General features: G+C 67.0%; 21 protein-coding genes. 8 read left to right on the plus strand and 13 right to left on the minus strand.

Going from position 1 to position 23,992, the window contains the following annotated elements; translation table 11 throughout:
* The first annotated feature begins 10 nt into the window (after positions 1-10).
* The 4 genes from N440_RS11040 (at position 11) to lpdA (ending at position 6,665) form a co-directional block, all read left to right on the plus strand.
* Positions 11-907 carry a GNAT family N-acetyltransferase gene (locus N440_RS11040; protein ID WP_133935099.1) on the plus strand — a complete coding sequence of 299 codons (897 nt, stop codon included), beginning with the start codon at positions 11-13 and terminating at the stop codon, positions 905-907.
* Positions 908-1,093: 186 nt separating this feature from the next.
* Positions 1,094-3,925 carry a 2-oxoglutarate dehydrogenase E1 component gene (locus N440_RS11045; protein ID WP_006453251.1) on the plus strand — a complete coding sequence of 944 codons (2,832 nt, stop codon included), beginning with the start codon at positions 1,094-1,096 and terminating at the stop codon, positions 3,923-3,925.
* Between the two features lie 40 nt (positions 3,926-3,965).
* On the plus strand, positions 3,966-5,165 hold the full coding sequence (sucB, locus tag N440_RS11050; protein WP_133935100.1) for a dihydrolipoyllysine-residue succinyltransferase: 1,200 nt from the start codon (positions 3,966-3,968) through the stop codon (positions 5,163-5,165).
* A 63-nt stretch (positions 5,166-5,228) separates the two neighbouring features.
* Positions 5,229-6,665, plus strand: a complete 1,437-nt coding sequence (gene lpdA / locus N440_RS11055) for a dihydrolipoyl dehydrogenase (protein ID WP_008264626.1) — start codon at positions 5,229-5,231, stop codon at positions 6,663-6,665.
* Positions 6,666-6,778: 113 nt separating this feature from the next.
* On the opposite strand, the gene N440_RS11060 is transcribed toward lpdA, so the two are convergent.
* The 11 genes from N440_RS11060 to N440_RS11110 form a co-directional block, all read right to left on the minus strand.
* Positions 6,779-7,030: a hypothetical protein gene (locus N440_RS11060; protein WP_133935101.1), complete on the minus strand. Its 252-nt coding sequence runs from the start codon at positions 7,028-7,030 to the stop codon at positions 6,779-6,781.
* Entirely contained in the window at positions 7,027-7,239 is a 213-nt protein-coding gene (locus N440_RS11065) for a hypothetical protein (protein ID WP_005410275.1), read from the minus strand. Before N440_RS11065 ends, N440_RS11060 begins: the two co-directional genes overlap by 4 nt.
* Positions 7,240-7,404: 165 nt before the next feature.
* The gene (locus tag N440_RS11070) at positions 7,405-8,994 is read right to left on the minus strand and encodes an alkaline phosphatase D family protein (RefSeq protein WP_133935102.1); all 1,590 of its coding nucleotides are present in this window, start codon (positions 8,992-8,994) and stop codon (positions 7,405-7,407) included.
* Entirely contained in the window at positions 8,994-11,237 is a 2,244-nt protein-coding gene (locus tag N440_RS11075) for a TonB-dependent receptor (RefSeq protein ID WP_133935103.1), read from the minus strand. The genes N440_RS11070 and N440_RS11075 overlap by 1 nt, the downstream gene beginning before the upstream one ends.
* A 174-nt stretch (positions 11,238-11,411) precedes the next feature.
* Positions 11,412-12,842, minus strand: coding sequence for a replicative DNA helicase (locus N440_RS11080; RefSeq protein WP_005410278.1), 1,431 nt, complete (start codon positions 12,840-12,842; stop codon positions 11,412-11,414).
* Between the two features lie 213 nt (positions 12,843-13,055).
* Positions 13,056-13,616 (minus strand): NAD(P)H-dependent oxidoreductase, encoded by a 561-nt coding sequence (locus tag N440_RS11085; protein WP_133935104.1) that lies wholly within the window; start codon positions 13,614-13,616, stop codon positions 13,056-13,058.
* A 66-nt stretch (positions 13,617-13,682) separates the two neighbouring features.
* Complete coding sequence (gene asnB / locus N440_RS11090; RefSeq protein ID WP_133935105.1) at positions 13,683-15,626, minus strand: asparagine synthase (glutamine-hydrolyzing); 1,944 nt, start codon at positions 15,624-15,626, stop codon at positions 13,683-13,685.
* Between the two features lie 3 nt (positions 15,627-15,629).
* Positions 15,630-17,909, minus strand: coding sequence for a thiamine pyrophosphate-dependent enzyme (locus tag N440_RS11095; RefSeq protein WP_133935106.1), 2,280 nt, complete (start codon positions 17,907-17,909; stop codon positions 15,630-15,632).
* A 62-nt stretch (positions 17,910-17,971) separates the two neighbouring features.
* Positions 17,972-18,628 (minus strand): glutathione S-transferase family protein, encoded by a 657-nt coding sequence (locus N440_RS11100; protein WP_133936024.1) that lies wholly within the window; start codon positions 18,626-18,628, stop codon positions 17,972-17,974.
* Positions 18,629-18,804: 176 nt separating this feature from the next.
* Positions 18,805-19,347, minus strand: coding sequence for a GNAT family N-acetyltransferase (locus N440_RS11105; RefSeq protein WP_133935107.1), 543 nt, complete (start codon positions 19,345-19,347; stop codon positions 18,805-18,807).
* A 130-nt stretch (positions 19,348-19,477) separates the two neighbouring features.
* The gene (locus tag N440_RS11110; protein ID WP_133935108.1) at positions 19,478-20,323 is read right to left on the minus strand and encodes a glycine zipper 2TM domain-containing protein; all 846 of its coding nucleotides are present in this window, start codon (positions 20,321-20,323) and stop codon (positions 19,478-19,480) included.
* A 163-nt stretch (positions 20,324-20,486) separates the two neighbouring features.
* On the opposite strand from N440_RS11110, the gene N440_RS11115 reads away from it, so the two are divergent.
* Together N440_RS11115 and N440_RS11120 are read left to right on the plus strand one after the other, a co-directional pair.
* Positions 20,487-20,702, plus strand: a complete 216-nt coding sequence (locus N440_RS11115; protein ID WP_040007412.1) for a DUF6116 family protein — start codon at positions 20,487-20,489, stop codon at positions 20,700-20,702.
* On the plus strand, positions 20,699-21,472 hold the full coding sequence (locus tag N440_RS11120) for a TatD family hydrolase (RefSeq protein WP_133935109.1): 774 nt from the start codon (positions 20,699-20,701) through the stop codon (positions 21,470-21,472). Before N440_RS11115 ends, N440_RS11120 begins: the two co-directional genes overlap by 4 nt.
* 33 nt (positions 21,473-21,505) lie before the next feature.
* Here the strand turns inward: N440_RS11120 and N440_RS11125 are convergent, their stop codons facing one another.
* Complete coding sequence (locus tag N440_RS11125; RefSeq protein ID WP_006455263.1) at positions 21,506-22,330, minus strand: tRNA threonylcarbamoyladenosine dehydratase; 825 nt, start codon at positions 22,328-22,330, stop codon at positions 21,506-21,508.
* Between the two features lie 80 nt (positions 22,331-22,410).
* On the opposite strand from N440_RS11125, the gene N440_RS11130 reads away from it, so the two are divergent.
* The gene (locus N440_RS11130; protein WP_133935110.1) at positions 22,411-22,845 is read left to right on the plus strand and encodes a hypothetical protein; all 435 of its coding nucleotides are present in this window, start codon (positions 22,411-22,413) and stop codon (positions 22,843-22,845) included.
* A 135-nt stretch (positions 22,846-22,980) separates the two neighbouring features.
* Entirely contained in the window at positions 22,981-23,475 is a 495-nt protein-coding gene (locus tag N440_RS11135) for a glycine zipper 2TM domain-containing protein (protein ID WP_008264629.1), read from the plus strand.
* A 72-nt stretch (positions 23,476-23,547) separates the two neighbouring features.
* On the opposite strand, the gene N440_RS11140 is transcribed toward N440_RS11135, so the two are convergent.
* Entirely contained in the window at positions 23,548-23,757 is a 210-nt protein-coding gene (locus N440_RS11140) for a cold-shock protein (RefSeq protein ID WP_049455859.1), read from the minus strand.
* Positions 23,758-23,992: the final 235 nt, after the last annotated feature.

The raw sequence follows: 23,992 nt of genomic DNA on the forward strand, positions 1-23,992 counted from the left end.
GCCCTTCGCGATGATCCGGGTCCAGCAGGTCAGCCACGCCGACGCCCACGTTGCCATCCACGACGTGCGCCAGCGCGTGTTCGTGCAGGAACAGGGCATCGCCGCCGAGCTGGAACGCGATGCGCTGGACCCGGTCAGCGCCCATGTGCTGGCGCTGGACGCTGACGACCGGCCGGTCGGCACCGGCCGACTGGCACCGGACGGCCGAATCGGTCGCATGGCGGTGCTGGCCAGCCATCGCAGCCACGGGGTGGGTGAGGCCCTGCTGCAGGCCCTGGTCGAGGCCGGGCGCCGGCTCGGCCTGGCCGAACTGCACCTGCACGCCCAGCTGCCAGCCCGGGCGTTCTATGCCCGCCAGGGCTTCCTGCCCGAGGGCGATGTGTTTGAAGAAGCAGGCATCGGCCACCAGCAGATGCGCCGCCGGCTGGGCGCGGCCAGCGCCATTGACAGCCGCGCCGAAGCAGTGGACATCACCACCGCCATCGTCCATCGCGCCCGTCGCCAGCTGTGGCTGCACAGCCGCCAGCTGGACCCGGGCCTGCTCGACACACCGCCCGTGCAGGCCGCCCTGCGCCGATTCGTCACCGCCCGCCACGACAAGCAGCTGCGGGTGATCGTGCACGATGCGGCAGCGATCGCCTCGGCCGGAGCGCCCCTGCTGGCGCTGGCCCAACGCCTGCCCAGCGTGATCCAGATCCGCGAGGTCTCCGACCCGATCGACCGTGCGCTGGCTTCGGCGTGCATGCTCAACGATGCCGGCGACTTCTACTTTCGTCTGATCGGCCACCGCCTCGACGGCGAGGCCGGCATCGCGCTACCGGCACGTTCGCAGCCGTTCGAGCAGCAATTGCAGCGTGTCTGGGACCGTTCGCGCGATTGCAGCGAACTTCGCGCGCTCGGCCTCTGAGCGGAGCGGGCTGCCCCAACCTGTCTGGAAGCGGCACCGGTGGACCTGCGATGCCTCGGGCGGCGCCCCTTCGTGTCCGGTTGGGGGTACAATTTGGCTGTTTGAACGCGCCCGCGCAGGGCTATTCATCTTCCTGCCGGGTCCTTCTGAAGCCATACCCCACAAAGCGAATCAACACCCTCCATCGTGGACAATCAACTGAAGCAGTTTGCGCAATCTTCGCAACTCGCCGGCGGCAACGCCTCCTATGTCGAGGACCTGTACGAGCAGTACCTGGTCTCCCCGGATAGTGTCGATCCCAAATGGAAAACCTACTTCGACGGCTTCAAGGGCCGCGAAGCAGGTGACATTCCGCACTCGGCCGTCATCTCCCACATTGCGGACGCGGCCAAGGATGCGCTGAAAGCCGGCACCGGCAACGGTGCGGGCGACGAGCGTGAGCGCAATGTCGGTCGTCTGATCACCGCCTACCGCTCGCGCGGCCATCTGGACGCCCGCCTGGACCCGCTGGGCCTGACCACGCCGGTCAACACCCCGGACCTGGGCCTGCCGTTCCACAGCCTGTCCGATGGCGACCTCAACAGCGAGTTCAGCACCGGCGGCGTCGGTGGCCAGCCGCGCATGAAGCTGCGCGACCTGCTGGCGCGCCTGAAGGCGACCTACACCGGCTCGATCGGTGCGGAGTTCATGCACATCTCCGAGGTCGAGCAGCGCCAGTGGATCTACAAGAAGCTGGAAGCGGCCGGCGGCAACTACCAGCTGGACGCTGACACCCAGCGCCGCACCCTGGAGCGCCTGACCGCCGCCGAGGGCCTGGAACGCTACCTGCACACCAAGTACGTCGGCCAGAAGCGCTTCTCGCTGGAAGGCGGCGACTCGCTGATCCCGATGATGGACACCATCATCCGCAGCGCCGGCAAGGATGGCGTCAAGGACGTGGTGATCGGCATGGCCCACCGCGGCCGCCTGAACGTGCTGGTCAACACCCTGGGCAAGAACCCGCGCAAGCTGTTCGACGAGTTCGAGGGCAAGTTCGAGCACGACGAGCACGCCTCGGCCGGTGACGTGAAGTACCACATGGGCTTCTCGGCCGACGTCGCCACCGACGGCGGCCCGGTGCACCTGGCGCTGGCGTTCAACCCGTCGCACCTGGAAATCGCCGACCCGGTCGTGGCCGGCTCCGTGCGTTCGCGCCAGGAGCGCCGCAAGGACACCGCGCGCAAGCAGGTGATGCCGATCCTGATCCACGGCGACGCGGCCTTCTCCGGCCAGGGCGTGGTCATGGAGCTGTTCCAGATGTCGCAGGCGCGCGGCTTCGCCGTCGGCGGCACCGTGCACATCGTGGTCAACAACCAGGTCGGCTTCACCACCTCCAACCCGCTGGATACGCGCTCCACGCGCTACGCCACCGACGTGGCGAAGATGATCGCCGCCCCGGTGCTGCACGTGAACGGCGATGATCCGGAAGCGGTGGTGTTCGCCGCACAGCTGGCCTTCGAGTTCCGCCAGACGTTCGCCAAGGACGTGGTCATCGACCTGATGTGCTACCGCCGTTGGGGCCACAACGAGGCCGACGAGCCGGCGATCACCCAGCCGCTGATGTACCAGGTGATCCGCAAGCACGCCACCACCCGCGAGATGTACGCCGAGCAGCTGGAAAAGGCGGGCGTGATCGCCGCCGGCGCCGGCAAGGCGATGGTCGATGCCTACCGCGAGAAGCTGGACGCCGGTGAAGTGACCACCGAGCTGGCCAAGGTCGAGAAGACCCCGCCGAGCAGCCCGCTGTTCGTCGATTGGCCGAAGCTGCTGGAAGGCAAGCTGTCCGATCCGGTCTCGACCAAGGTCGAGAAGAACAAGCTGGTCGAGCTGGCCAAGCTGATCAACACCGTGCCGGACGAAGTGCAGCTGCACTCGCGCGTGGCCAAGGTCTACGACGACCGCCGCAAGATGGCCGCCGGCGAGATCCCGGGCGACTGGGGCTTTGCCGAGAACCTGGCCTACGCCACCCTGCTCGACGAAGGCCATGCGCTGCGCCTGGTCGGCCAGGACGTCGGCCGCGGTACGTTCACCCACCGCCACGCGATCCTGCACGACCAGAAGACCGACAACTACTACATGCCGCTGCGGCAGCTGGTGGATTCGCCGGAAAAGGCCACCGTCATCGATTCGCTGCTGAGCGAAGAAGCAGTGATGGCCTACGAGTACGGCTTCTCCACCACCGATCCGAACACGCTGTGCATCTGGGAAGGCCAGTTCGGCGACTTCGCCAACGGCGCCCAGGTGGTGATCGATCAGTTCATCGCTGCCGGTGAAGCCAAGTGGGGCCGTATTTCCGGCCTGACCCTGCTGCTGCCGCATGGCTACGAAGGGCAAGGCCCGGAACACAGCTCGGCGCGCCTGGAGCGCTTCCTGCAGCTGTGCGCGCTGGAGAACATGCTGGTGGTGGTGCCGTCGACCCCGGCACAGGCCTTCCACATGCTGCGCCGCCAGCTGCACCTGACCACCCGCAAGCCGCTGGTGGTGATGTCGCCGAAGTCGCTGCTGCGCCACAAGCTGGCCGTGTCGACCCTGGACGAACTGGCCAACGGCGAGTTCCAGCACCTGATCGGCGACGCCAACGCTGATGCCAAGAAGGTCAAGCGCGTGGTGCTGTGCTCGGGCAAGGTCTACTACGACCTGCTGGAAGACCAGACCAAGCGTGGCCAGGACGACGTGGCGATCATCCGCGTGGAGCAGCTGTATCCGTTCCCGCGTGCGCTGCTGGCCGCCGAACTGAAGAAGTACGGCAAGGCCACCGACGTGGTGTGGACGCAGGAAGAACCGCAGAACCAGGGTGCGTGGTACCAGATCCGCCACCACCTGCAGTTCTGCCTGGCCGATGGCCAGAACCTGCACTACGCCGGTCGCGCACGTTCGGCTTCGCCGGCTGCCGGTCACATGGCTGACCACGTCCGCGAACAGCAGCAGCTGGTCGCCGACGCACTGGTCAACCCGTTCAACGACACGTTCGCTGAATAATCCTCCCCCTATTTAGAAGACAAACCAGGAAGCTCCCGCAATGGCCACCGAAGTCAAAGCCCCGGTACTGCCCGAATCCGTCGCCGACGGCACCATCGCCACCTGGCACAAGAAGGTGGGCGACGCCGTCAAGCGCGACGAAAACCTGCTTGACCTGGAAACCGACAAGGTCGTCCTGGAAGTGCCGTCGCCGGTCGACGGCGTGCTCAAGGAGATCAAGTTCAAGGAAGGCGACACCGTGACCTCCAGCCAGGTCGTGGCGATCATCGAAGAAGGCGCCGTGGCCGCTGCCCCGGCCCCGGCCGCTGAAGAGAAGAAGGCTGAGGCCGCGCCGGCCGCTGCGGCTCCGGCTGCTGCTGCCGCTCCGGCCCCGGCTGCCAAGTCGGCCGCCGACGCGCTGCCGCCGGGCGCCCGCTTCACCGCCATCACCGAAGGCGTGAACCCGGCCGACGTCGACGGCACCGGCCGCCGCGGCGCCGTGACCAAGGAAGACATCGTCAACTTCGCCCGCAACGGCGGCGCCGGCAAGGCCGGTGGCGCACGTCCGGAAGAGCGCGTGCCGATGACCCGCATCCGCAAGCGCATCGCCGAGCGCCTGATGGAGTCGAAGAACTCGACCGCCATGCTGACCACCTTCAACGAAGTCGACCTGTCCAAGGTGTCGGCGGCGCGCAAGGAACTGCAGGACGAGTTCGTCAAGGCCCACGGCATCAAGCTGGGCTTCATGAGCTTCTTCGTGAAGGCCGCTGCCAACGCGCTGCAGCGCTTCCCGCTGGTCAACGCTTCGATCGACGGCGACGACATCATCTACCACGGCTACTCGGACATCTCGATCGCCGTCTCGACCGAGAAGGGCCTGGTCACCCCGGTCCTGCGCAACGTCGAGCGCATGTCGTTCGCCGACATCGAGAAGACCATCGCCGACTACGCCAAGAAGGCGCGTGACGGCAAGCTGAGCCTGGAAGAACTGCAGGGCGGCACCTTCACCGTGACCAACGGCGGCACCTTCGGTTCGCTGCTGTCGACCCCGATCATCAACCCGCCGCAGAGCGCCATCCTGGGCATGCACGCCATCAAGGAGCGTCCGATCGCCCAGAACGGCCAGGTCGTGATCGCGCCGATGATGTACCTGGCGCTGTCCTACGACCACCGCATCATCGATGGCAAGGACTCGGTGCAGTTCCTGGTGGACATCAAGAACCAGCTGGAAAACCCGGGCCGCATGCTGTTCGGCCTGTAAGAAACCTCCCGCCCCTCCGCGCCTGCGCGGAGGGGTTCTGGTAATGCATCAAGGAATAATTCAATGGCTGAACAATTCGACGTCGTCGTCATCGGTGCCGGCCCGGCCGGTTACCACGCTGCCATCCGCGCGGCACAGCTGGGCCTGAAGACCGCCTGCATCGACGCAGCGCTGGGCAAGGACGGCAAGCCGGCCCTGGGCGGCACCTGCCTGCGCGTGGGCTGCATCCCGTCCAAGGCGCTGCTGGATTCCTCGCGCCAGTTCTGGAACATGGGCCACATCTTTGGCGACCATGGCATCAGCTTCAAGGATGCCAAGATCGACGTCGAGGCGATGGTTGGCCGCAAGGACAAGATCGTCAAGCAGTTCACCGGTGGCATCGGCATGCTGTTCAAGGCCAACAAGGTCGCCGCTTACTACGGTTTCGGCGAACTGCAGCCGGGCAACGTGGTCAAGGTCACCCAGCATGACGGTTCCATCGTCGAGCTGAAGGGCACCAACGTGATCATCGCGGCCGGTTCGGATTCGATCGAACTGCCGTTCGCCAAGTTCGACGGCGAGACCATCGTCGACAACGTCGGCGGCCTGGACTTCACCGAAGTGCCGAACCGCCTGGCGGTGATCGGCGCCGGCGTGATCGGCCTGGAACTGGGCAGCGTGTGGAAGCGCCTGGGCGCTGAAGTCACCATCCTGGAAGCACTGCCGGAGTTCCTGGCCGTGGCCGACGCCGAAGTGGCCAAGACCGCTGCCAAGGAATTCAAGAAGCAGGGCCTGGACATCCGCCTCGGTGCCAAGGTCTCCAAGACCGAGATCACCGGCAAGGGTAAGAAGAAGGAAGTCGTTGTCACCTACACCGACAGCGAAGGCGAAAAGACCCTGACCGTGGACAAGCTGCTGGTGGCCGTTGGCCGTCGCGCCGCCACCAAGGGCCTGCTGGCCGAAGGCACCGGCGTCAAGATCAACGAGCGTGGCCAGATCGAAGTCGACGCGCACTGCCACACCGGCGTCAACGGCGTGTGGGCGGTCGGCGACTGCGTGCGCGGCCCGATGCTGGCGCACAAGGGCTTCGAGGAAGGCATCGCGGTGGCTGAGCTGATCGCCGGCCTGCCGGGCCACGTCAACTTCGACACCATTCCGTGGGTCATCTACACCGAGCCGGAACTGGCCTGGGTCGGCAAGACCGAAGCCCAGCTGAAGGCCGAAGGCATTCCGTACAAGGCCGGCAGCTTCCCGTTCGCCGCCAACGGCCGTGCCGTGGCGATGATCGAGCCGGCAGGTTTCGTGAAGATCCTGGCCCACGCCGAGACCGACCGCATCCTCGGCATGCACCTGGTCGGCGCCAACGTCTCCGAGCTGGTGCACGAAGGCGTGCTGACCATGGAGTTCAGCGGCTCGGCCGATGACCTGGCCCGCATCTGCCACGCCCACCCGTCGCTGTCGGAAGTGATCCACGACGCGGCGATGGCGGTCAGCAAGCGCGCCATCCACAAGGCGAACTGATCGTTCGCTGGTAGTGCCGGCCGTTGGTCGGCACGCGCCTGCAAACCAAGAACCCCGCCTCGGCGGGGTTTTTTGTTGATCTTTGTCACGTGGAGCCGAGCATGGGCCCGGCGCTACGCCTTTCCAGCCGGCTTCTTCGGCGGGTCGTCGCAGACCTTGTGCTGCACCACCGTATCGCCGGCCTTCCATTCCTTCACCACCCGGCAGCGCTCCCGGGCTTTCGGTGTCGCCGCCGCTGCGGCATCCGCTTCGTCGGCAGCCGCGGTCTGCTGGCGCTCGAGCCAGGCAGACGACGGCGGCACGGCCGGTGTAGCAAGCGCTGGCAACGCAACCAGCGCCAGCACGACCAGCAACACGGCCCTCATGCGGCCACCGGGCCGCCACCGAGCAGGCGCGCCGGCAGCATGAACAGCGCGCGCAGGAACGCGAACAGCGCCGAGAAGGTGATGCCGACCAGGCGGAACGGCAGGCTCAGCAGCCACACGAACGGCCAGGCGATCAAGGCGAGGATCGCCAGCGGCCAGCACAGCACGAACAGCAGGCACCACACACCGAGCGCGAACAGGGTCTTCATCACGGTCTCCTTGGGGCGGCACCCTGCCGCCTGTGGACACCATGGCGCCCTGCCCTCGCTGCCCGCAAACGGTTTGCGACGAAACCGGGCTGGGGGCGATGAAACCGGTGGCTCATGGGGTTGCCGGCCAGCGGCCGGCACTACCATCGTCGGTCAGGATTGGATTCACACCGGCAGTGCGCCCGGGCGGCCATGGGTCACCTGGAAACGCGCCGCTGTACGCACCGCCGCGTCCGGGCGCAGCACGCTGTCGGCGAAACGCAGCTCGGCGTCCACGGTCTGCCGGTTCAGCTGCAGCTTCCACCAGCCACGGCGATCACCATCGAAATAGCGGATATGCGGGTTCTGCGGGATTGATGGACCGTAGTACGGGCCATAGGGCGTGTCGTCGCCACCACTGCTGATCGCTGGGGCAATGAACTCGGTGGCCACCACCGCGGCATCGGCCGTGTCGAAATCCAGCTTCAGGTCGTTGACGAAGGTGGAATGCCAGTCGCCACCGAGCACGATGGCGTTGCCCTGCCCGCCGGCCTGCAGCGCCTGCAGCAAGCGTTTGCGGGCGGCGGGATAGCCATCCCAGGCGTCGTTCCAGAAACGCTCGCGCGACGTGCCGCCGTCCAGCCGCAGCTGCGCCATCAGCAGCTGCTGCACCACCACGTTCCAGCGCGTGCCCTGCGCGGCGGCCATCGCCTGCGCGAACCACGCCTCCTGGCCTGCACCGAGCATGCTCATGCGCGGGTCCAGTGCAGCATCACAGCGTGGTGACTCACCGACGCCACAGGGATTGGCCGGGCGGAACTGCCTACAGTCGAGCAGGGTCAGCTGTGCCAGATCGCCATAGCGCAGGCGGCGGTGCACGCGCAGGCCACCATTACCCGACGGCGTGCTGCGCATCGGCAGGTGCTCGTAGAACGCACGGTAGGCCGCCGCCCGACGCACGATGAAGTCCTCGATCGACACGCCGGGCTTCTCCGGATGGATGCCGGAGTAATCGTTCTGCACTTCATGGTCGTCCCAGATCACCGCGAACGCGTGTGCGGCATGCGCGGCCTGCAGGTCGGGGTCAAGCTTGTACAGCGCGTACTGGTCACGGTAGCGCTCCAGGCTGACCGTCTCGCCGCTGAAGCGCTCGGCATCCAGCGTGCGCCCGCGTGCGTTCTGCAGCGGGCTGTATTCGTACAGGTAGTCACCGGCATGCAGCACCAGGTCGACCTCGCTCTGTGCGATATCGCGCAGCACCGGATAGTAGCCACTGTTCCAGGCCTGGCAGGTGCACAGGGCCAGCCGCAGCTGCTGCAGTTGCGTGTCCAGCAGCGGCGCGGTACGGAAGTGGCCGACCGCGCTTTCCTCATCGCCATCGCAGGCGAATCGATAGTAATAGTCGCGGCCCGGGCGCAGGCCGTTGACCTCCACGTGCACCGAATGGGCCAGCTCCGGCACCGCGGCAGCAACGCCACGCTGCACCAGCCGGCGCATGCCCGGGTCTTCAGCCACGAACCAGCGCACCGGCACCGCCCGCGGTGGCATGCCGCCACCATTGAGCGGGTCCGGGGCCAACCGCGTCCACAGCACCGCGCCCTGTGGATCCGGATCACCGGCGGCGACACCAAGGGAGAACGGATCACGCCCCAGCCGCGGCCGTGGACCGGCCGTGGCCAGCCCCGGCATCGCCGCCAGCGCGATCGCCGCCCCCGTGCCCTGCCACGCCATGCGCAGCAGACGACGACGGCGTTCCGGATCGACAGGACCGCGCATCAGAAGCGCACGGTTGCGGTGGCCATCACCTGGCGCGGTGCACCGACCTGCATGGTCGCCAGGCTGCGGGTCGGGTCGGCGGCATAGGTGCCATTGGTATTGATCGACGACAGGTAGCGCTTGTCGGTCAGGTTGGTCAGGTTCAGCGCCACGGTCAGGTTCTGCGCCGGGCCCAGCGTGCCGAAGTCGTAGGCCACCGATGCATTGACCAACCAGTAGCTCGGCACCGACACATCGTTGGTGTAGGTCACGTAGCGCTTGCCGACGTGGTTGGCCGACAGGCGCATGTCCCACGGGCCCGGGGTCCACGCCAGGGTGCTGGCGAACATCCATTCCGGGGTGTCGACGGTCTTCTTGCCGCGGGTCGGCACCACGCCGTTGTTCACGTAGTCGTTGTCGTAGGTGCTGTCATTCCACGACAGCGCGTTGGACCAGGCCAGGTCCTGCATCGGCTTCAGCTGCAGGGTCGCCTCGGCGCCACGGCTGGTCACCGAACCGACGTTCGAGAACAGCGCCGGGCAGCCGAGGATGCCCACGCATTGGGCGATCGCCAGCAGGCGGTTGTCGAACTTGACGTCGTACACCGCGACCGAGGCTTCATAACCCTGGCCGTAGCCACGCCAGCCCAGCTCCAGCGTGCGCGACTGTTCCGGCTTCAGGTTCTGTGCGCTGGCATCGAACGCCGCCTGCGGCACGTTGAACGGGCTGCCCACGCCCAGCGCATAGGCCGCGATGTTCTTGGCGAACGAACCGAAGATCTCGTTGCCTTCGTTGAGCTTGAAGTTGAAGCCGGCCTGCGGCAGGAAGCCCTTCTTCGCGGTCAGGCTGCTGTTGTTGGCATAGCTGCCCAGCGGCGTGCGCACGCTGGTGCGGGTGTGCGGCGACTTCGCACCGATGTCGATGGTCAGGCGGTCATCGAACAGGCGGAAGCGGTCCTGCACGTAGAACTGGCGGGTGATGGTGGTGTAGCGCTGGTGCCACACGCGCTGGTCCGGATTGCGCAGGAAGAAGTCGTCGGTGACCGGGCCATCGATGTAGTAGAAGTTGCGCTGCACGCTGTGACCGTTGTCCTCGTACCAGAGGCCGGCTTCGAGTTCGTGGCCGCCGACATTCCAGGTGAATGCCGAGGTCACGCCAGTGCGGTCGATCGCGTATTCGGTGGTGCGGATCGAGATCGGGATCTCGCGGCTGGTACCCGGGTTGGACGGATTGGACGGGCTGAACCAGTGGCCCTGGCCGCGGTTGCTGTGGTTGTAGACGTTGACCTTCAACCGCATCGATTCGTTCAGGCCGAAATCGCCGGCGATGCTGGACAGGTCATCGTTGCGCAGGCCATGACCGGAGTAATACGCATCCCAGGGGCTGTTGACGCCACCGCTGAATCTGCCACGTGCGGCGGCGACCGCGCGATCCCAGTCCGGCGCGTAGTTGTCCCAGTCCCAGCCGAGGCGATCGATCATCTCCAGCGACAGGTCCTGGTAGTCCGCTTCGACGCGCCGCGAGACATTGAACAGCGCGGTGATCTTGCTGTCCGCACCGAAGTTGTAGGTCGCCTTGCTGTTGAACTGTTTCAGCTCCTGCGAGCCCTTGCCCTTCCACTTGTCGCCCTCGGAGTACACACCGGACAGGTAGGCGGCGAAGCCCTGGTGCTCGCCGGTCTCCAGGCGCGCATAGCTGCGGCGTGCACTGTCGCTGCCGAAGCCCTGCGCCAGCACCACGCCGAACTCGGTGGACGGATCGATCGAATAGAACTGGAACACGCCACCGAGGTTGCTGGTGGACGGCGTACCCAGCGCGCCGATACCGGTGGAGACTTCGGCACCGCCGAGGTTCTCGCTGATCACCGCGCGGCTGATGTGCAGGCCGTTGCTGTTGCCATAGGCCATGTTGCCCAGCGGAATGCCATCGAGGGTGTAGCCGAGGCGGTTCTGGTTGAAGCCGCGCAGGCTGATGGTGGTGGACCATTCGTAGGCGCCGGTGGCATCGGCCGATTCGAAATGCACGCCCGGCTTGGTCGCGAGCAGCTTCAGCGGATTGGCGCCAGGCGGCAGCACCTTCATGTCCTCGGCGGTCACGCGCTGCACCTGGCGGGCTTCGCCGCGGCCGATCACCGAGATCGAATCGAGCGTGGTGGCCGACTGCGCGTCGGTGGCGGGAGCGGTTTCAGCAGCGGCCAGCGACGGCAGCGAGGCACAGACCAGCAGGGCCAGCAGGTTGCGGCGAAGCGGAGCGTGGGACGGCATGGGGGCGGATTCCTTGGGCACGCTGGACGCCGAAGGGCGGCGTCGAAAGGGCAGCAGCGGCGGAATCGTAGAAGCGGCGCGTTACATGTCATTTACACGCCACGTACGGAAGTTTGGCGTTTCGAATGGTCTGCCGGCCGTGGGGTGACTGCCGGCCAGCGGCCGGCACTACGGTTATTCGAACGAACCGACCGAGTCGTGGGCCAGGTTGTCGAAACGCGTGTACTCGCCGAAGAACTTCAGCTTGCACGAGCCGGTCGGGCCACCACGGTGCTTGCCGATGATGATCTCGGCCAGGCCCTTGTCCGGCGAGTTTTCCTTGTTGTAGTAGTCGTCGCGGTAGATGAACACGATCATGTCCGCGTCCTGCTCGATTGCGCCCGATTCGCGAAGATCGGCCATCACCGGGCGCTTGTCGGTACGCGTTTCCAGCGAGCGGTTGAGCTGGGACAGCGCGATCACCGGCACGTGCAGTTCCTTGGCCAGGCCCTTCAGCGAACGCGAGATTTCCGAGATTTCGGTCGCGCGGTTTTCGCTGTTGCCGGGCACGCTCATCAACTGCAGGTAGTCGATCACCACCAGGCCCAGGTCGTGCTCGCGCTTGAGCCGGCGGCACTTGGAGCGCAGCACTTCCGGCGACACGCCCGGCGTATCGTCGATGAAGATCTTGGTTTCCTTCAGCATCTTGATCGCACTGGTGACGCGGCTCCAGTCCTCGTCTTCCAGCTGGCCGGTACGCAGGCGCTGCGCGTTGATGCGGCCGTTGGAGGAAATCAGGCGCATCGCCAGCTGCGAGGCCGACATTTCCATCGAGAACACCGCCACACCCTTCTTCGACTTGATCGCCGCGTACTCGGCGATGTTCAGCGCGAAGGTGGTCTTGCCCATGGCCGGGCGCGCGGCGAGGATGATCAGGTCGGTCGGCTGCAGGCCGGCGGTCATCGCATCGAAGTCGTTGTAGCCGGTCGGCAGGCCGGTGATGTTGCCGCCGTTCTCGAAGCGGTTGCGCAGTTCCTCGAACGCGTCCTTCAGGGCGCCGGGCATCGCCACGAAATCGGTACGGCCACGTGCGCCCTGCTCGGCGATGGCGAACACGCTCTTTTCCGCCGAAGCCAGCAGCTCGCTGCTGTCACGGCCCTCGGGCTGGAAACCGTCGTTGACGATGTCGGTACCGACCTGGATCAGCTGCCGCAGCACCGCCTTGTCACGCACGATCTCGGCGTAGGCCACGATGTTGGCCGCCGACGGCGTGGTGCTGGCCAGCTCGATCAGGTAGGCGCCGTCGCCCACCAGCTCCAGCTTGCCCTGCGATTCGAACCACTCGCCCAGGGTGACCGCGTCGAACGGCCGTTCGCGCTCGGACAGCTCACGGATCGCGCGGTAGATCATCTGGTGATCGCGGCGGTAGAAATCGCCTTCGGTCAGCTGGTCATTGACCCGGTCATACGCTTCGGGCGCCAGCATCAGGCCACCCAGCACCGCCTGCTCGGCCTCCACCGAATGCGGCGGTACCCGCAGCTGATCGATGCGCGACTCGTCGCGATCACGATCAAAACCATCGCCGCGCTCTCTGCGGTTGGAACGGAAGCCGGAACGGGCGGACATGCTGCGGTGTTTCCTGCAAAAGTGGACCAGACGAGTGTAGGCATGCGCCGACCCCGGCGGCCATGGACAAGCCTGTGGATAAGCCGTGGAGAAACGGGGGATATCCGCCGGTGCCTGGCCAGACTGGCGTGGGGGCGTCGCGCTGCCTGCGACGGGCGCCATTGCGGCACCCGGGCAGGCCATTATCGCAGATGGGGGCGTCGGCCGCTGGCGTCAATCGCCCTTGACGTGCACCGCGATCAGCGACAGGAACCGGTCCACGTAGCCCTGCAGGAATTTCTGCGTGCCCTCGTTGTGGATCGTGCCGTCGGCATCGATCAGGCCGTCCTTGAAGTGGATGAACGCCTCGGGCTGGCCGAGCACATGCATGTCGAGGAAGGCCAGGCTGTTGCGCAGGTGCTGCTGGGCCACGGCGGTGCCGATCTGGCCGATGGAGGCGCCGATCACCGCCGCCGGCTTGCCGGCAAACGCACTGTCACCATACGGTCGCGAGCCGATGTCGATGGCGTTCTTCAGCACGCCCGGCACCGACCGGTTGTATTCCGGGGTCACGAACAGCACCGCGTCGGCGGCGCGGACCTGGTCCTTCAGCCGCGTGCCCTGCGGCGGGTAGTTTCCATCGAAGTCCTGGTCGTACAGCGGCAGGTCGCCGATCTGCACGTACTGGAAGCGTGCACGCTGGCCGGCGATCTTCTCCAGCGCATGGGCCAGCTTGCGGTTGCAGGAGTCCTTGCGCAGGCTGCCGACGAACACGGCGATGGTGGGGATGGACATCGGGACATACTCCTCACGGTGCGGGAGGCCCAGCCTAGTCGCCGGCCCCGTGCGCGCCGGTGAAGATCAGCGGCCGGTCACGCCCGCCCGCACCTGCCGCCAATGCGCCTGCCAGGCCTGGAACATCAGCACGTTCCACAGGTGGGTATGCCACTTGCGCTGCCCGCCGAGGAACTGCTGCCACAGCGGCTGCACCGCCGCCGCCGACAACACACCCTCGCGCTCCAGGCGCGCCGGCTGCAGCAGGTCTTCGGCCCACGGCCGCAGGTCACCCTTCAGCCAATCGCTGACCGGCGCACCGAAGCCACGCTTGGGCCGGTGCACCATCGACTGCGGCACGTAGCGGCCAAGAACACGCTTGAGCAGCACCTTGCTGGTGGTTTCGCTGCGCTTGAAGCCCAGCGGCAGCGACCAGGCGAACTCGGCCACGCGCCAGTCCAGCAACGGCGCACGCGCCTCCAGGCTGACCGCCATCGAAGTGCGGTCAACCTTGCACAGCAGATCATCCGGCAGGTAGGTCACGTAATCGGCCAGCATCATCGCGTCGGCCGGCGTGCCAGCGCCGTGCAGCGGGTCGGCCAGGTCGTAGAAGCTGCCCGCCGCCTGCGCACCCGGTACCGCTGCGGCCGGGTCGCGCCAGCGCGAGATGCGGTTGCGGTACACATCGCCGATACCGCGCGCACCGGACTCGGCCAGCAGTGCGGCCAGGCCACCGGTACGCGAGGCCTCGCCCTGCTGCTGCGAACGCGCGCCCATCCAGCGCCGCAGCGGCCCCGGCACGCGGCCCAGCATCTGCCAGTTGCGCAGCGCGCGCACATAACGGGTGTAGCCAAAGAACAGTTCATCGCCGCCGTCACCGGACAGCGCCACCGTTACGCCCTGCCGGGCCAGGCGCGCGACCAGCGCGGTCGGCACCTGCGAGGCATCGGCGAAGGGCTCGTCGAACATCGCCGGCAACTGCGGCACTACCGCCAGCGCGTCGGCACCGCTGACATACAACTCGGTGTGGTCGCAGCCCAGGTGCGTCGCCAGCTCCCTGGCCAGCGGCGCCTCGTCGTGGCCCGAACCGGTGAAACCGATGCTGAAGCTGTGCACCGGCTGCCCGCTCTGGGCCTGCATCAGCGCCGCCACCAGCGACGAATCGGTACCGCCGGACAGGAACACGCCTACCGGCACGTCGGCCACCATGCGCAGCGCCACCGCATCGCGAAGCAGGCCATCCAGCTGTTCCTCGGCCTCTTCGATACGGCCCTGGAACGGCGCCGCCAACGCCGCCTGCATGCGCGCCCGCGCATCCCAGAAAGGACGTTGCGCCTGCTCCGGGCGGTGCGCGGCTGCACCGGCCGCCACGATCGCTGCATCCAGGCGCAGCACGCGGCCCGGCATCAGCTTGTAGCAGCGCTGGTGGATGCTGTGCGGCGCCGGAATGTAGTCCAGCCGCAGCAGCAGGGTCAGCGCATCGCGGTCGATGTCGTTGTCGAACGCCGGATGCTGCCACAGCGCCTTCAGTTCGGAACCGAACACCAGCGTGTCGCCGGCCCAGCCGTAGTACAGCGGCTTCTTGCCGACCCGGTCGCGGGCCAGCCACAGGCACTGTTCCTGACGGTCCCACAGGGCGATCGCGAACATGCCGTTGCAGCGCTGCAGGGTGTCTTCGATGCCCCACTGCAGGATCGCTGCCAGCAGGACTTCGGTGTCGGAGTGGCCGCGGAAGGTGTGGCCCAGCGGTTCCAGCTCGGCGCGCAGCGCAGCGAAGTTGTAGACCTCGCCGTTGTAGGCCATCACATAGCGACCGTCGGCCGAAGCCATCGGCTGGTGGCCCAGCGGGGACAGATCGAGAATGCTCAGGCGGCGGTGCGCCAGCGCGATGCCGGCCCCGGCATCGACCCAGCGGCCACCATCATCCGGCCCGCGGTGGTGCAGCGCCTCGCCCATGGCCAGCACCTGCGCCTGCAGCACCTCGGCCGACGCCACGGCCGCCGGCAACAACATTCCCGCCAATCCACACATGCATCAGGGTTCCTGCGCCAGTTCAAGGGCGGCGCCAATCACCGCATTGTCGCCTGGAAGCCCGAACATTGCTGCCCCCGCCAGCGGGGTATAGGTATCGGCACCGCAGACCCGGCGCAGCGGCAGGTGGCCGAAGCCGGCCTCGACCAGCGCGGTGACCACGCCCTCGCCCACCCCGCCACTGTGCCGCCCCTCGTCCAGCACCAGCACCCGCCGGGCACTGCCGGCCTGTGTGGCAATGAAGCCGGCATCCAGCGGCACCAGCCAGCGCAGGTCGACCACCCGCACCTGCCAGCCCAGCTGCTGCTCGATCGCACGCGCCGCACGCAGCGCCATCGGTACGCCGTTGCCATAGGTGAAGACCACCAGGTCCCCGGCGTCGGCGGCGTAGACGCGGCCCTCGCCCGGCACCAGCGCCTGGCCCTGCGGCGGGTAGTCGAACAGCCACTGGCCATCGCCCGCTTCATGCAGGTCCTTGCTCATGTACAGCGCGATCGGCTCGAGGAACACGGCTACCCGCCCATCCACCCGCGCCAGCGCCGCCAGCGTGCGCAGCATCATCACCGCATCGTCGCCACGCGACGCGCAGCCGACCACCAGGCCCGGGATGTCGCGCAGCGCGGTGATCGAGTTGTCGTTGTGGAAATGGCCGCCGAAGCCCTTCTGGTAGCCCAGCCCGGCCACCCGCACCAGCATCGGGTTGCGGAACTGGTCGTTGGAGAAGAACTGCAGCGAGCAGGCTTCGCCGCGCACCTGGTCGATGGCGTTGTGCAGATAGGCCAGGTACTGGATTTCCGGGATCGGCAGCATGCCCATGTTGGCCAGGCCCTGGGCCATGCCCAGGATCATGGTTTCGTCCAGCAGGGTGTTGAACACACGGCGGGGGCCGAACCGGCGCAGCAGGTCCTTGCTGACCGTATACACCCCGCCCTTCTGCGCCACGTCCTCGCCGAACAGCAGGCTCTGTGGGTACTTGGCCAGCAGTTCCTGCAGGCCGTGGTTGATCTGGATCGCCAGATGCCGCGGTGCCTGCCGCTCCGGCAGCGCCTCGGCACCACCGTACAGCGCCTCGCGCGCTTCGTCGGCAACCTCACGCCGGGCTTCGGCCAGCACCGCCGCCGGCGTGTACGGCGCCAGTGGCGCCATCACGTCCTGCAGCGACTGCAGCTTCGGGCGGCTTTCGGCCTCGGCGGCGGCGGCCATGCAGCGCGCGCGCATCGTCTCGTATGCCACCTCGATGGCGGCGGCATCCATCCAGCCCGACTCCATCGCGATCTGCGCCGAGCGCAGCAACGGGTCCTGTGCCTCGGCCGCGCACAGCTCCGGCAACGCGCGCCATTCCACTTCAAAATCGGTACCGGCATGGCCCATCAGGCGCGTGGTGCGCAGGTGCAGGAAGGTCGGCCGCCGGGTACGCCGGCAGTGCTCCACTGCGGCCTGCACCTGGGCGTGGCCAACCGCCAGATCCAGGCCATCGGCGAAGAAATAGTCCAGCCCGGGCTGGCGGCTGAAGCGCTCGGCAATCCAGCCGTCCGGCGTCTTCACCGAGATGCCCAGGCCGTTGTCCTCGCAGACGAACAGGACCGGTGCCGGCAGCTTCTGGTAGGCCGACCACATCGCCGTGTTGAACGCGGTCTGCGCCGTGGCATGGTTGGCCGAGGCATCGCCGAACGAGCACAGCACGATGCTGTCGGCCGGGATCGGCAGCGGCTGCCCCAGCCGCTTGCCACTCTCGATGGCCAGCGCGGTCCCCAGCGCCTTGGGCAGGTGCGAGGCGATCGTCGAGGTCTGCGGCAGCACCCACAACGGCTTGCTGCCCCACACCTTGTGGCGCCCGCCGCTGGCCGGATCATCGGCGCTGGCGGCGAAGGACAGCGCGGCATCACGCAACGGATCGATGCCCTGCACCTGCCGCGAACGCTCGACCATGAAGGCGCCCGAGCGATAGTGCAGGAACGCCGGATCGGTATGCCGGGTGGCGCGTGCCAGCAGCGCGTTGCCCTCATGGCCGGACGAACCGATGGTGTAGAAGACCTTGTTCTGCACACGCAGCACGCGTGCCATCAGGTCCAGCTGGCGGCTGGCCAGCTGCGAGTCGAACAGGTCGGCAAACGCTGCGGCGGTGAGCGTGCTGCCAGGCAGGATCGGTGCATCCGGCGCCGGCCGCTGGCGTGGTGTACCGCGCCAGCCACGTACCGCATCGAGGAAATTGGCATCGCACACGTCGGCGCGGTTGAGCACGCGCATGCGCGCGGGAATCGGATCTGGAACCACAGCAAACATCGAACACCCTCCGTGTCGTTGTTGCGTTCCGCCGGGCGTGGCCCGGCGCTACCCTGTGGAACTCACGCGGCGTCGAAGCGTGCACGCACCTCGGCGGTCACGGCCGGCATTGGCAGGAAGCGCGGCTGCCCTCGCACGCGCTGCAGCCAGGCGCGCACCTCGGGGAACGGCGCCAGGCCGATGCCGCCCTCGCCGGCCACGTCGGTGTAGGCGAACAGCGCGATGTCGGCGATGCCGTACTCGCTCCCGGTGAACCACTGCGCCCGGCGCAGGTGCTGCTCCATCACCGCCAGCGCGGTGGCGGCACGCTCGTGCAGCCTCGGCAGTTCGGCGCGGCGCGGCGAATCGGCGGCCGTCCAGCCACGGATGAAGCGCGCCACGGCCACGCAGGGCTCATGCGTGTACTGCTCGAAGAACATCCAGCTCAACGCCTGCGCGCGCTCCCAGCCGTCACTGGGCAGGTACGGCGTGCCTTCGGCCAGCCAGAACAGGATCGCGTTGGACTCGGTCAGCACGCGGCCGTCGTCACGCACGATCAGCGGCACCTTGGCATTCGGGTTCAGCGCAAGGAATTCCGGGGTGTGGGTCTGGCCATGGGCACTGTCCACTTCCACCCAGCGGTAGCGGCTGCCGAGCTGCTCCAGCAGCAGGCGTACCTTGTGGCAATTGCCCGAGACCGACATGCCATGCACCGTCAGCGGGACGCGCTCTTCCACCATCGCCTGCTCCATCGGTTCCGGCCGGCGGCCGGCTGCGTGCAGTCTGGCAAGCGCGCCGATGAATGCCAAGCGCGGGTGCAGCATGCCCACACGGTAGTGCCGGCCGCTGGCCGGCATCCTCGATGCAGCTGGATCCAAGCGATTGCCGGCCAGCGGCCGGCACTACCAGGCAACGCTCAGTGCGCGCGCTTCCTCCACTGCTCGCGCGACTGGCCCCAGATCTGCATCGGCTTGTCGTTGTACGGCGGCGGCAGCTCCCCCATGCGCAGCAGCGTGCTGCCGAGCTTGCACGCGACCGCCCGCGAGTTGTCGTTGTTCTCGGCAATGGTGTGGATCACCTCATCCCAGCCCAGCGTATCGAAAGCCCAGTCGATCGCCGCGACTGCCGCTTCCGGCGCATAGCCTCGGCCCCAGCTGGCATGACGGATGCCCCAGCCAACCTCGGTACCGGGCCAGTCCTGCGGTTGCCAGGGCCCCATCCGCCCGATCCATTCGCCGCTCGATTTCTCGATCACGCTGAACATCGAGAAGCCGAACAGCTGCCAGGCACCGGCCAGGCTGCAGAAGCCGCGCCAGGCCACCGAAGGCGGCTGCACGCCGCCCAGGGTTCGCATCGTTTCCTCGTCGGCGCAGAACGCCAGGTAGGGTTCGTAATCCTCGCGCAGCAGGGGGCGCAGGATCAGCCGCTCGGTTTCCAGGCGCAGGTCGAAGATGCTCATGCCGACTCCATGTCGTGGGAAGGGGCGACCATGATGGTCGATCCCTGACCCGACGGGATGAATTCCAGCCCGAAAAGCGAAACGGGCCGGCATGCGCCGGCCCGTTGGCTACTGCGTGTTGCGCCTGGGCTTACTGGCGCGTGGCTGCAGCCGTGTCGCCCGCGGCAGCGGTCTGCGTGACCAGCTGGCCATCGACCACCGGCAGGCGATCGCTGGCCGGCTTGTTGTCCATGCGCACGGTCTTCTCGGCGCCGTCATAGCGATAGGTCACGTTGTAGCCCTTGACCACATCGGTGTTACCCATGGCAATGCGGTTACCCGGCTTGCTGGCCATGCGCATGGTCCCGGTGGTGCCGTCCTCGTTGCGGTAGGTCACGTTGTAACCGGTAACGCGGCTCGACTCGGAGGTGGCCGTCTCGGTGTGGCACTGGCGCTCGGTGCGGTTGACCACGCGGCCACCCACATGGCGCTTGTCGATCTGGTTGCCGATGAAGCCACCGGCCACCGCGCCGGCCGCGGTTGCGGCCTTCTTGCCGTTGCCGCCGCCGACCTGGTTGCCGAGCAGGCCACCAACCACCGCGCCGACCACGGTACCGCCGACGTTGCCGTCACGCTCCGGCAGGCGCTCCTGCACGGTCACGTCCTGGCAGACTTCGTGCGGGGTCTGGGTGGTGGAGGTTTCGCGCACCGGATCGGTACCGATCACGGTGGCATAGGCCTTCTGCTTCTCGGTGATCGGGTCGACCTTCAGCACGTCGGCGTACTCCAGGCCGCGCGGCGCCGACGGGTCGAGCGTGTCACCACGCGCACCATCGTCAATGGCATTGCCATCGGCCAGGCGCGATTCGGCATTGGGGGTTCCGGCGCTGATGGAATCGGGCGACTTGTCGCCACTCTTCATGAAGGCGGCGGTGGCGATGCCACCGACCAGCAGCGCGCCCGCTGCGACCAGGACAGTTGTAGTTGTGCTTTTCATGACCTGCTCCTTGCGGACCGTCCGCAACGTTCTCGGGCCAGATTGCAGCATGGGCTGCCTGAACGGAATCTCCACATTTCCTGCTCATTGCTGTAACCCATTCAGCATCGGGAAATGCTGGGCCCGTGGTAGCGTTTGCATGTTCCCCACGAGGATTCCCGCCATGGCCAACGCGATGCTGCTCCCGGTACTGCAATGGGCGCGCCGGCTGCGCTACCCCACCCTGTTCAAGCTCACGGCCGGCCTGTTCGTGCTGACCTTGTTCATCCCGGACCCGATCCCGTTCGTCGACGAGCTGGTGCTGGGCTTCGGCACACTGTTGCTGGCCAACTGGAAGAGCCGCAACGCTACCCCACCCCCGCCGCTGGAACAGCGTTGAGCCTGCTGGTCGACAGCCACTGCCATCTGGATGCCAGTGAATTCGATGCTGACCGCGCGGCGGTAATCGAGCGCGCAGGCGCGGCTGGCGTGCGCGCGCAGGTGGTTCCTGCGGTCACCGCCGAAAGCTGGCCGAAGCTGCGCGAGGTCTGCCGGCAGGCGCCGGGGCTGTACCCGGCCTACGGCCTGCACCCGATGTTCCTGGCCGAGCACCGGCCCGGGCACCTGCCGCTGCTGCGCGAGTGGATCGAACGCGAACGCCCCTGCGCGATCGGCGAATGCGGCCTGGATTTCTTCGTTGAAGGGCTGGATGCCGAGGTGCAGCAGGCCTATTTCATTGGCCAGCTGGAGCTGGCCCGCGAGTTCGATCTTCCGGTGATCGTGCATGCGCGGCGCGCGGTGGACACGGTGATCGCCGCGATCCGCCGCATCGGTGGCCTGCGTGGCGTGGTGCACAGCTTTTCCGGCAGCCCGGAACAGGCCGCGCAGCTGCACAGGCAGGGTTTCCTGCTGGGCCTGGGCGGCCCGCTGACCTACGATCGCGCGCAACGCCTGCAGCGACTGGTACGCGAGATGCCGCTGGAACAGCTGCTGCTGGAGACCGACGCGCCGGACCAACCCGACGCCGGCATTCGCGGCCAGCGCAACGAACCGGCGCGGCTGGCCGTCATCGCCCGCCACGTGGCGGCGTTGCGTGGAATGGAGCTGGATGCGGTGGCGCAGGCCACTACCGGAAATGCGCGGCGACTGTTCGCGCTGCCGGCAATGTAACGGCAGGTGCCGGCCGCTGGCCGGCACGGTTCATCAGACCTCGCTGACCTCGACCGCTTCGGCCTTCACTTTCTTCGGCTCCAGCAGCATTTCCAGCGCCTTGCCGACCGCGGCGAAGGCGAACGCGCCGGTGATGTGCGTCGCGGCGCCCAGGCCTGCGCCGCAGTCCAGCTTGAGTGCCGCATCGGCGCCCAGGTTCGGGCGGATGCCGCACACGCTGCCATCGGCCTGCGGGTACTTCACGTTCTCCAGCGAGTACACCGCCGGCACGCCGAAGTAGCGCTTGGCATTCTTCGGGAAATTGAATTCGCTGCGCAGCTTCTTGCGGATCAACGCCAGCATGGCATCGTGCTCGGTACGCGAGACATCGCGGATGCGCACCAGGGTCGGATCGGTGCGGCCGCCAGCGGCGCCCACCGTCAGCAGCGGCAGCTTGCGGCGGCGGCACCAGGCGATGGTCTCGACCTTGACCCGGAAACTGTCGCAGGCATCGATCACCAGATCGAAACCGCGATCCAGCAGTTCGGCCATGTTGGACACGGTCAGGAACGCCTGCACCGCATCGGCTTCGATGTCCGGATTGATCGCGCGGCAGCGCTCGGCCATCGCCTCGGCCTTGTTGCGGCCGTAGTTGCCTTCCATCGCCGGCAGCTGCCGGTTGGTGTTGGACACGCAGATGTCATCGGCGTCGATCAGGGTCAGGTGGCCGACAGCCGAACGCGCCAGCGCTTCCACCACCCATGAGCCGACACCGCCCATGCCCACCACCGCCACGCGGCTGCCCTGCAGACGCTCGAGCGCGCCCACGCCATACAGCCGTTCGATGCCGGCGAAGCGTTGTTTGACCTGTTCGTTCATCGGGCTATTTTAACGTGCAGGTGCCGGCGCCTGCAGCGCGCCTGCATCGAACCCACCGTTGCACGCCCGGAGAGCCCGCCATGAACGCCAGCCCGCCCCGTCGCCCGAGCACCGCCCATCGCTACCTGTTCGTACTGTGCCTGGGCCTGCTGATCGGCCTGATCGCCACGGTGATGGTCGGGCGTGCGCTGCAGGCCCGCCGCGACCCGTTCCCGGACAGCCTGATGCAGGTCATGCAGCGGCAGTCGCAGCTGCTGCAGCAGGCCCAGCAGCAGAACCGCTGCAGCCTGGCCGACAGCGTGCCGCGGCTGCAGGCCATTCGGCTGCTGTCCAACGATCTGGACCTGGCCTTTCCAGGGCTGAAGGACAGTGCGCAGTTCCAGCAGCACGCCAGCCGGCTGCGCGGCAACCTCAACGCTGCGCTGGCTGCGCCCCCCAGCGACTGCACGGCCCTGGCCAAGGTGGTGGATACGCTGCAGGCCGACTGCCGCGCCTGCCACCAGGATTTCCGCTGAGCGCATTCATCCTGCAGCCGGGCAATGCACGCGCGGTTGGCGCCTTGTTCACGTTCGAAAGGGGACGATTCGTCCACCCTGCTGCATGACGCAGTACCACCCAACGCACCCGCCTTCACGGCCAGGAGACGCCCCATGAAGATCCAGCTCATCGCCGCCAGCGCCATCGCTACCCTCGCCCTGGCCGGCTGTGCCACCTCGCCCGGCTATGGCGGTGGTGGATACAACAATGGCTACAACAATGGCGGCTATGGCAACAACGGCGGCTACAACCAGGGCCGCTGCGCCGACTGCGGCATCGTCACCCGCATCAACACCGTGCAGTCCGGCCGCACCGCGCCCAGCGCCACCGGCGCAATCCTCGGCGGCATCGTCGGTGCGGTGGCCGGCCACGAAATCTCCGACCACACCGGCGGCAGCCGCGGCAACAAGAACATCGCGGCTGCCGCAGGCGCCGTGGGTGGCGCGCTGGCCGGCAACCAGATCCAGAAGAACGTCACCAGCGACACCTACGACATCAGCGTGCGCATGGACGACGGCCGCACCATCGTGGTCAACCAGCGTGACCTGGGCGGCATCCGCGAGAACACCTACGTGCGCGTGGTCAATGGGCGGGTCATCCTGCGCTGACCTGCAGCGGGCCAAAGGCAAAGAAAAAGGCCCGCTTGCGCGGGCCTTTTTCATGCCGACGGGCGGCAGGTATTACGCCGGCTGCACCTTGTCAGCCTGCAGGCCCTTCTGGCCCTGCACGACTTCGAAGGTCACCGACTGGCCTTCCTTGAGGCTCTTGAAGCCCTGGGTCTCGATGGCGCGGAAGTGCACGAACACGTCCTCGCCATTCTGCCGGCTGATGAAGCCGAAGCCCTTTGCATCATTGAACCACTTTACGGTACCGGTCTCGCGATCAGCCATCTCACTAACTCCCTTGGACTCTCTCTTGTTGTTGGAAACGCCTGGTGGGCGGCTGACAAGCAAGGGGGAAGCGAGGTGCATCGATGCAGCGGATCGGGAAGATCTTGCTTCATCAGGCCACGATCCACGGTGACCTTGCCAAGCTCAGCGACTGCAACTTAACTCGCCCAAAACGAAAAATCAACTGGCAAAATCTTTCACTGTCAACCCCAAATCGACCACCATACGGGACAGC

The sequence above is a fragment of the Stenotrophomonas sp. CC22-02 genome (assembly GCF_004365115.1).
Classification (GTDB): domain Bacteria; phylum Pseudomonadota; class Gammaproteobacteria; order Xanthomonadales; family Xanthomonadaceae; genus Stenotrophomonas; species Stenotrophomonas forensis.

What these genes read in the sequence shown, in the direction of transcription:
- N440_RS11040 (WP_133935099.1), top strand. Translation starts at nt 11, where the DNA reads ATGATCCGGGTCCAGCAGGTCAGCCACGCCGACGCCCACGTTGCCATC.
- sucB (WP_133935100.1), top strand. Translation starts at nt 3,966, where the DNA reads ATGGCCACCGAAGTCAAAGCCCCGGTACTGCCCGAATCCGTCGCCGAC.
- lpdA (WP_008264626.1), top strand. Translation starts at nt 5,229, where the DNA reads ATGGCTGAACAATTCGACGTCGTCGTCATCGGTGCCGGCCCGGCCGGT.
- N440_RS11060 (WP_133935101.1), bottom strand. Translation starts at nt 7,030, where the DNA reads ATGAGGGCCGTGTTGCTGGTCGTGCTGGCGCTGGTTGCGTTGCCAGCG.
- N440_RS11065 (WP_005410275.1), bottom strand. Translation starts at nt 7,239, where the DNA reads ATGAAGACCCTGTTCGCGCTCGGTGTGTGGTGCCTGCTGTTCGTGCTG.
- N440_RS11070 (WP_133935102.1), bottom strand. Translation starts at nt 8,994, where the DNA reads ATGCGCGGTCCTGTCGATCCGGAACGCCGTCGTCGTCTGCTGCGCATG.
- N440_RS11075 (WP_133935103.1), bottom strand. Translation starts at nt 11,237, where the DNA reads ATGCCGTCCCACGCTCCGCTTCGCCGCAACCTGCTGGCCCTGCTGGTC.
- N440_RS11080 (WP_005410278.1), bottom strand. Translation starts at nt 12,842, where the DNA reads ATGTCCGCCCGTTCCGGCTTCCGTTCCAACCGCAGAGAGCGCGGCGAT.
- N440_RS11085 (WP_133935104.1), bottom strand. Translation starts at nt 13,616, where the DNA reads ATGTCCATCCCCACCATCGCCGTGTTCGTCGGCAGCCTGCGCAAGGAC.
- asnB (WP_133935105.1), bottom strand. Translation starts at nt 15,626, where the DNA reads ATGTGTGGATTGGCGGGAATGTTGTTGCCGGCGGCCGTGGCGTCGGCC.
- N440_RS11095 (WP_133935106.1), bottom strand. Translation starts at nt 17,909, where the DNA reads ATGTTTGCTGTGGTTCCAGATCCGATTCCCGCGCGCATGCGCGTGCTC.
- N440_RS11100 (WP_133936024.1), bottom strand. Translation starts at nt 18,628, where the DNA reads ATGGTGGAAGAGCGCGTCCCGCTGACGGTGCATGGCATGTCGGTCTCG.
- N440_RS11105 (WP_133935107.1), bottom strand. Translation starts at nt 19,347, where the DNA reads ATGAGCATCTTCGACCTGCGCCTGGAAACCGAGCGGCTGATCCTGCGC.
- N440_RS11110 (WP_133935108.1), bottom strand. Translation starts at nt 20,323, where the DNA reads ATGAAAAGCACAACTACAACTGTCCTGGTCGCAGCGGGCGCGCTGCTG.
- N440_RS11115 (WP_040007412.1), top strand. Translation starts at nt 20,487, where the DNA reads ATGGCCAACGCGATGCTGCTCCCGGTACTGCAATGGGCGCGCCGGCTG.
- N440_RS11125 (WP_006455263.1), bottom strand. Translation starts at nt 22,330, where the DNA reads ATGAACGAACAGGTCAAACAACGCTTCGCCGGCATCGAACGGCTGTAT.
- N440_RS11130 (WP_133935110.1), top strand. Translation starts at nt 22,411, where the DNA reads ATGAACGCCAGCCCGCCCCGTCGCCCGAGCACCGCCCATCGCTACCTG.
- N440_RS11135 (WP_008264629.1), top strand. Translation starts at nt 22,981, where the DNA reads ATGAAGATCCAGCTCATCGCCGCCAGCGCCATCGCTACCCTCGCCCTG.
- N440_RS11140 (WP_049455859.1), bottom strand. Translation starts at nt 23,757, where the DNA reads ATGGCTGATCGCGAGACCGGTACCGTAAAGTGGTTCAATGATGCAAAG.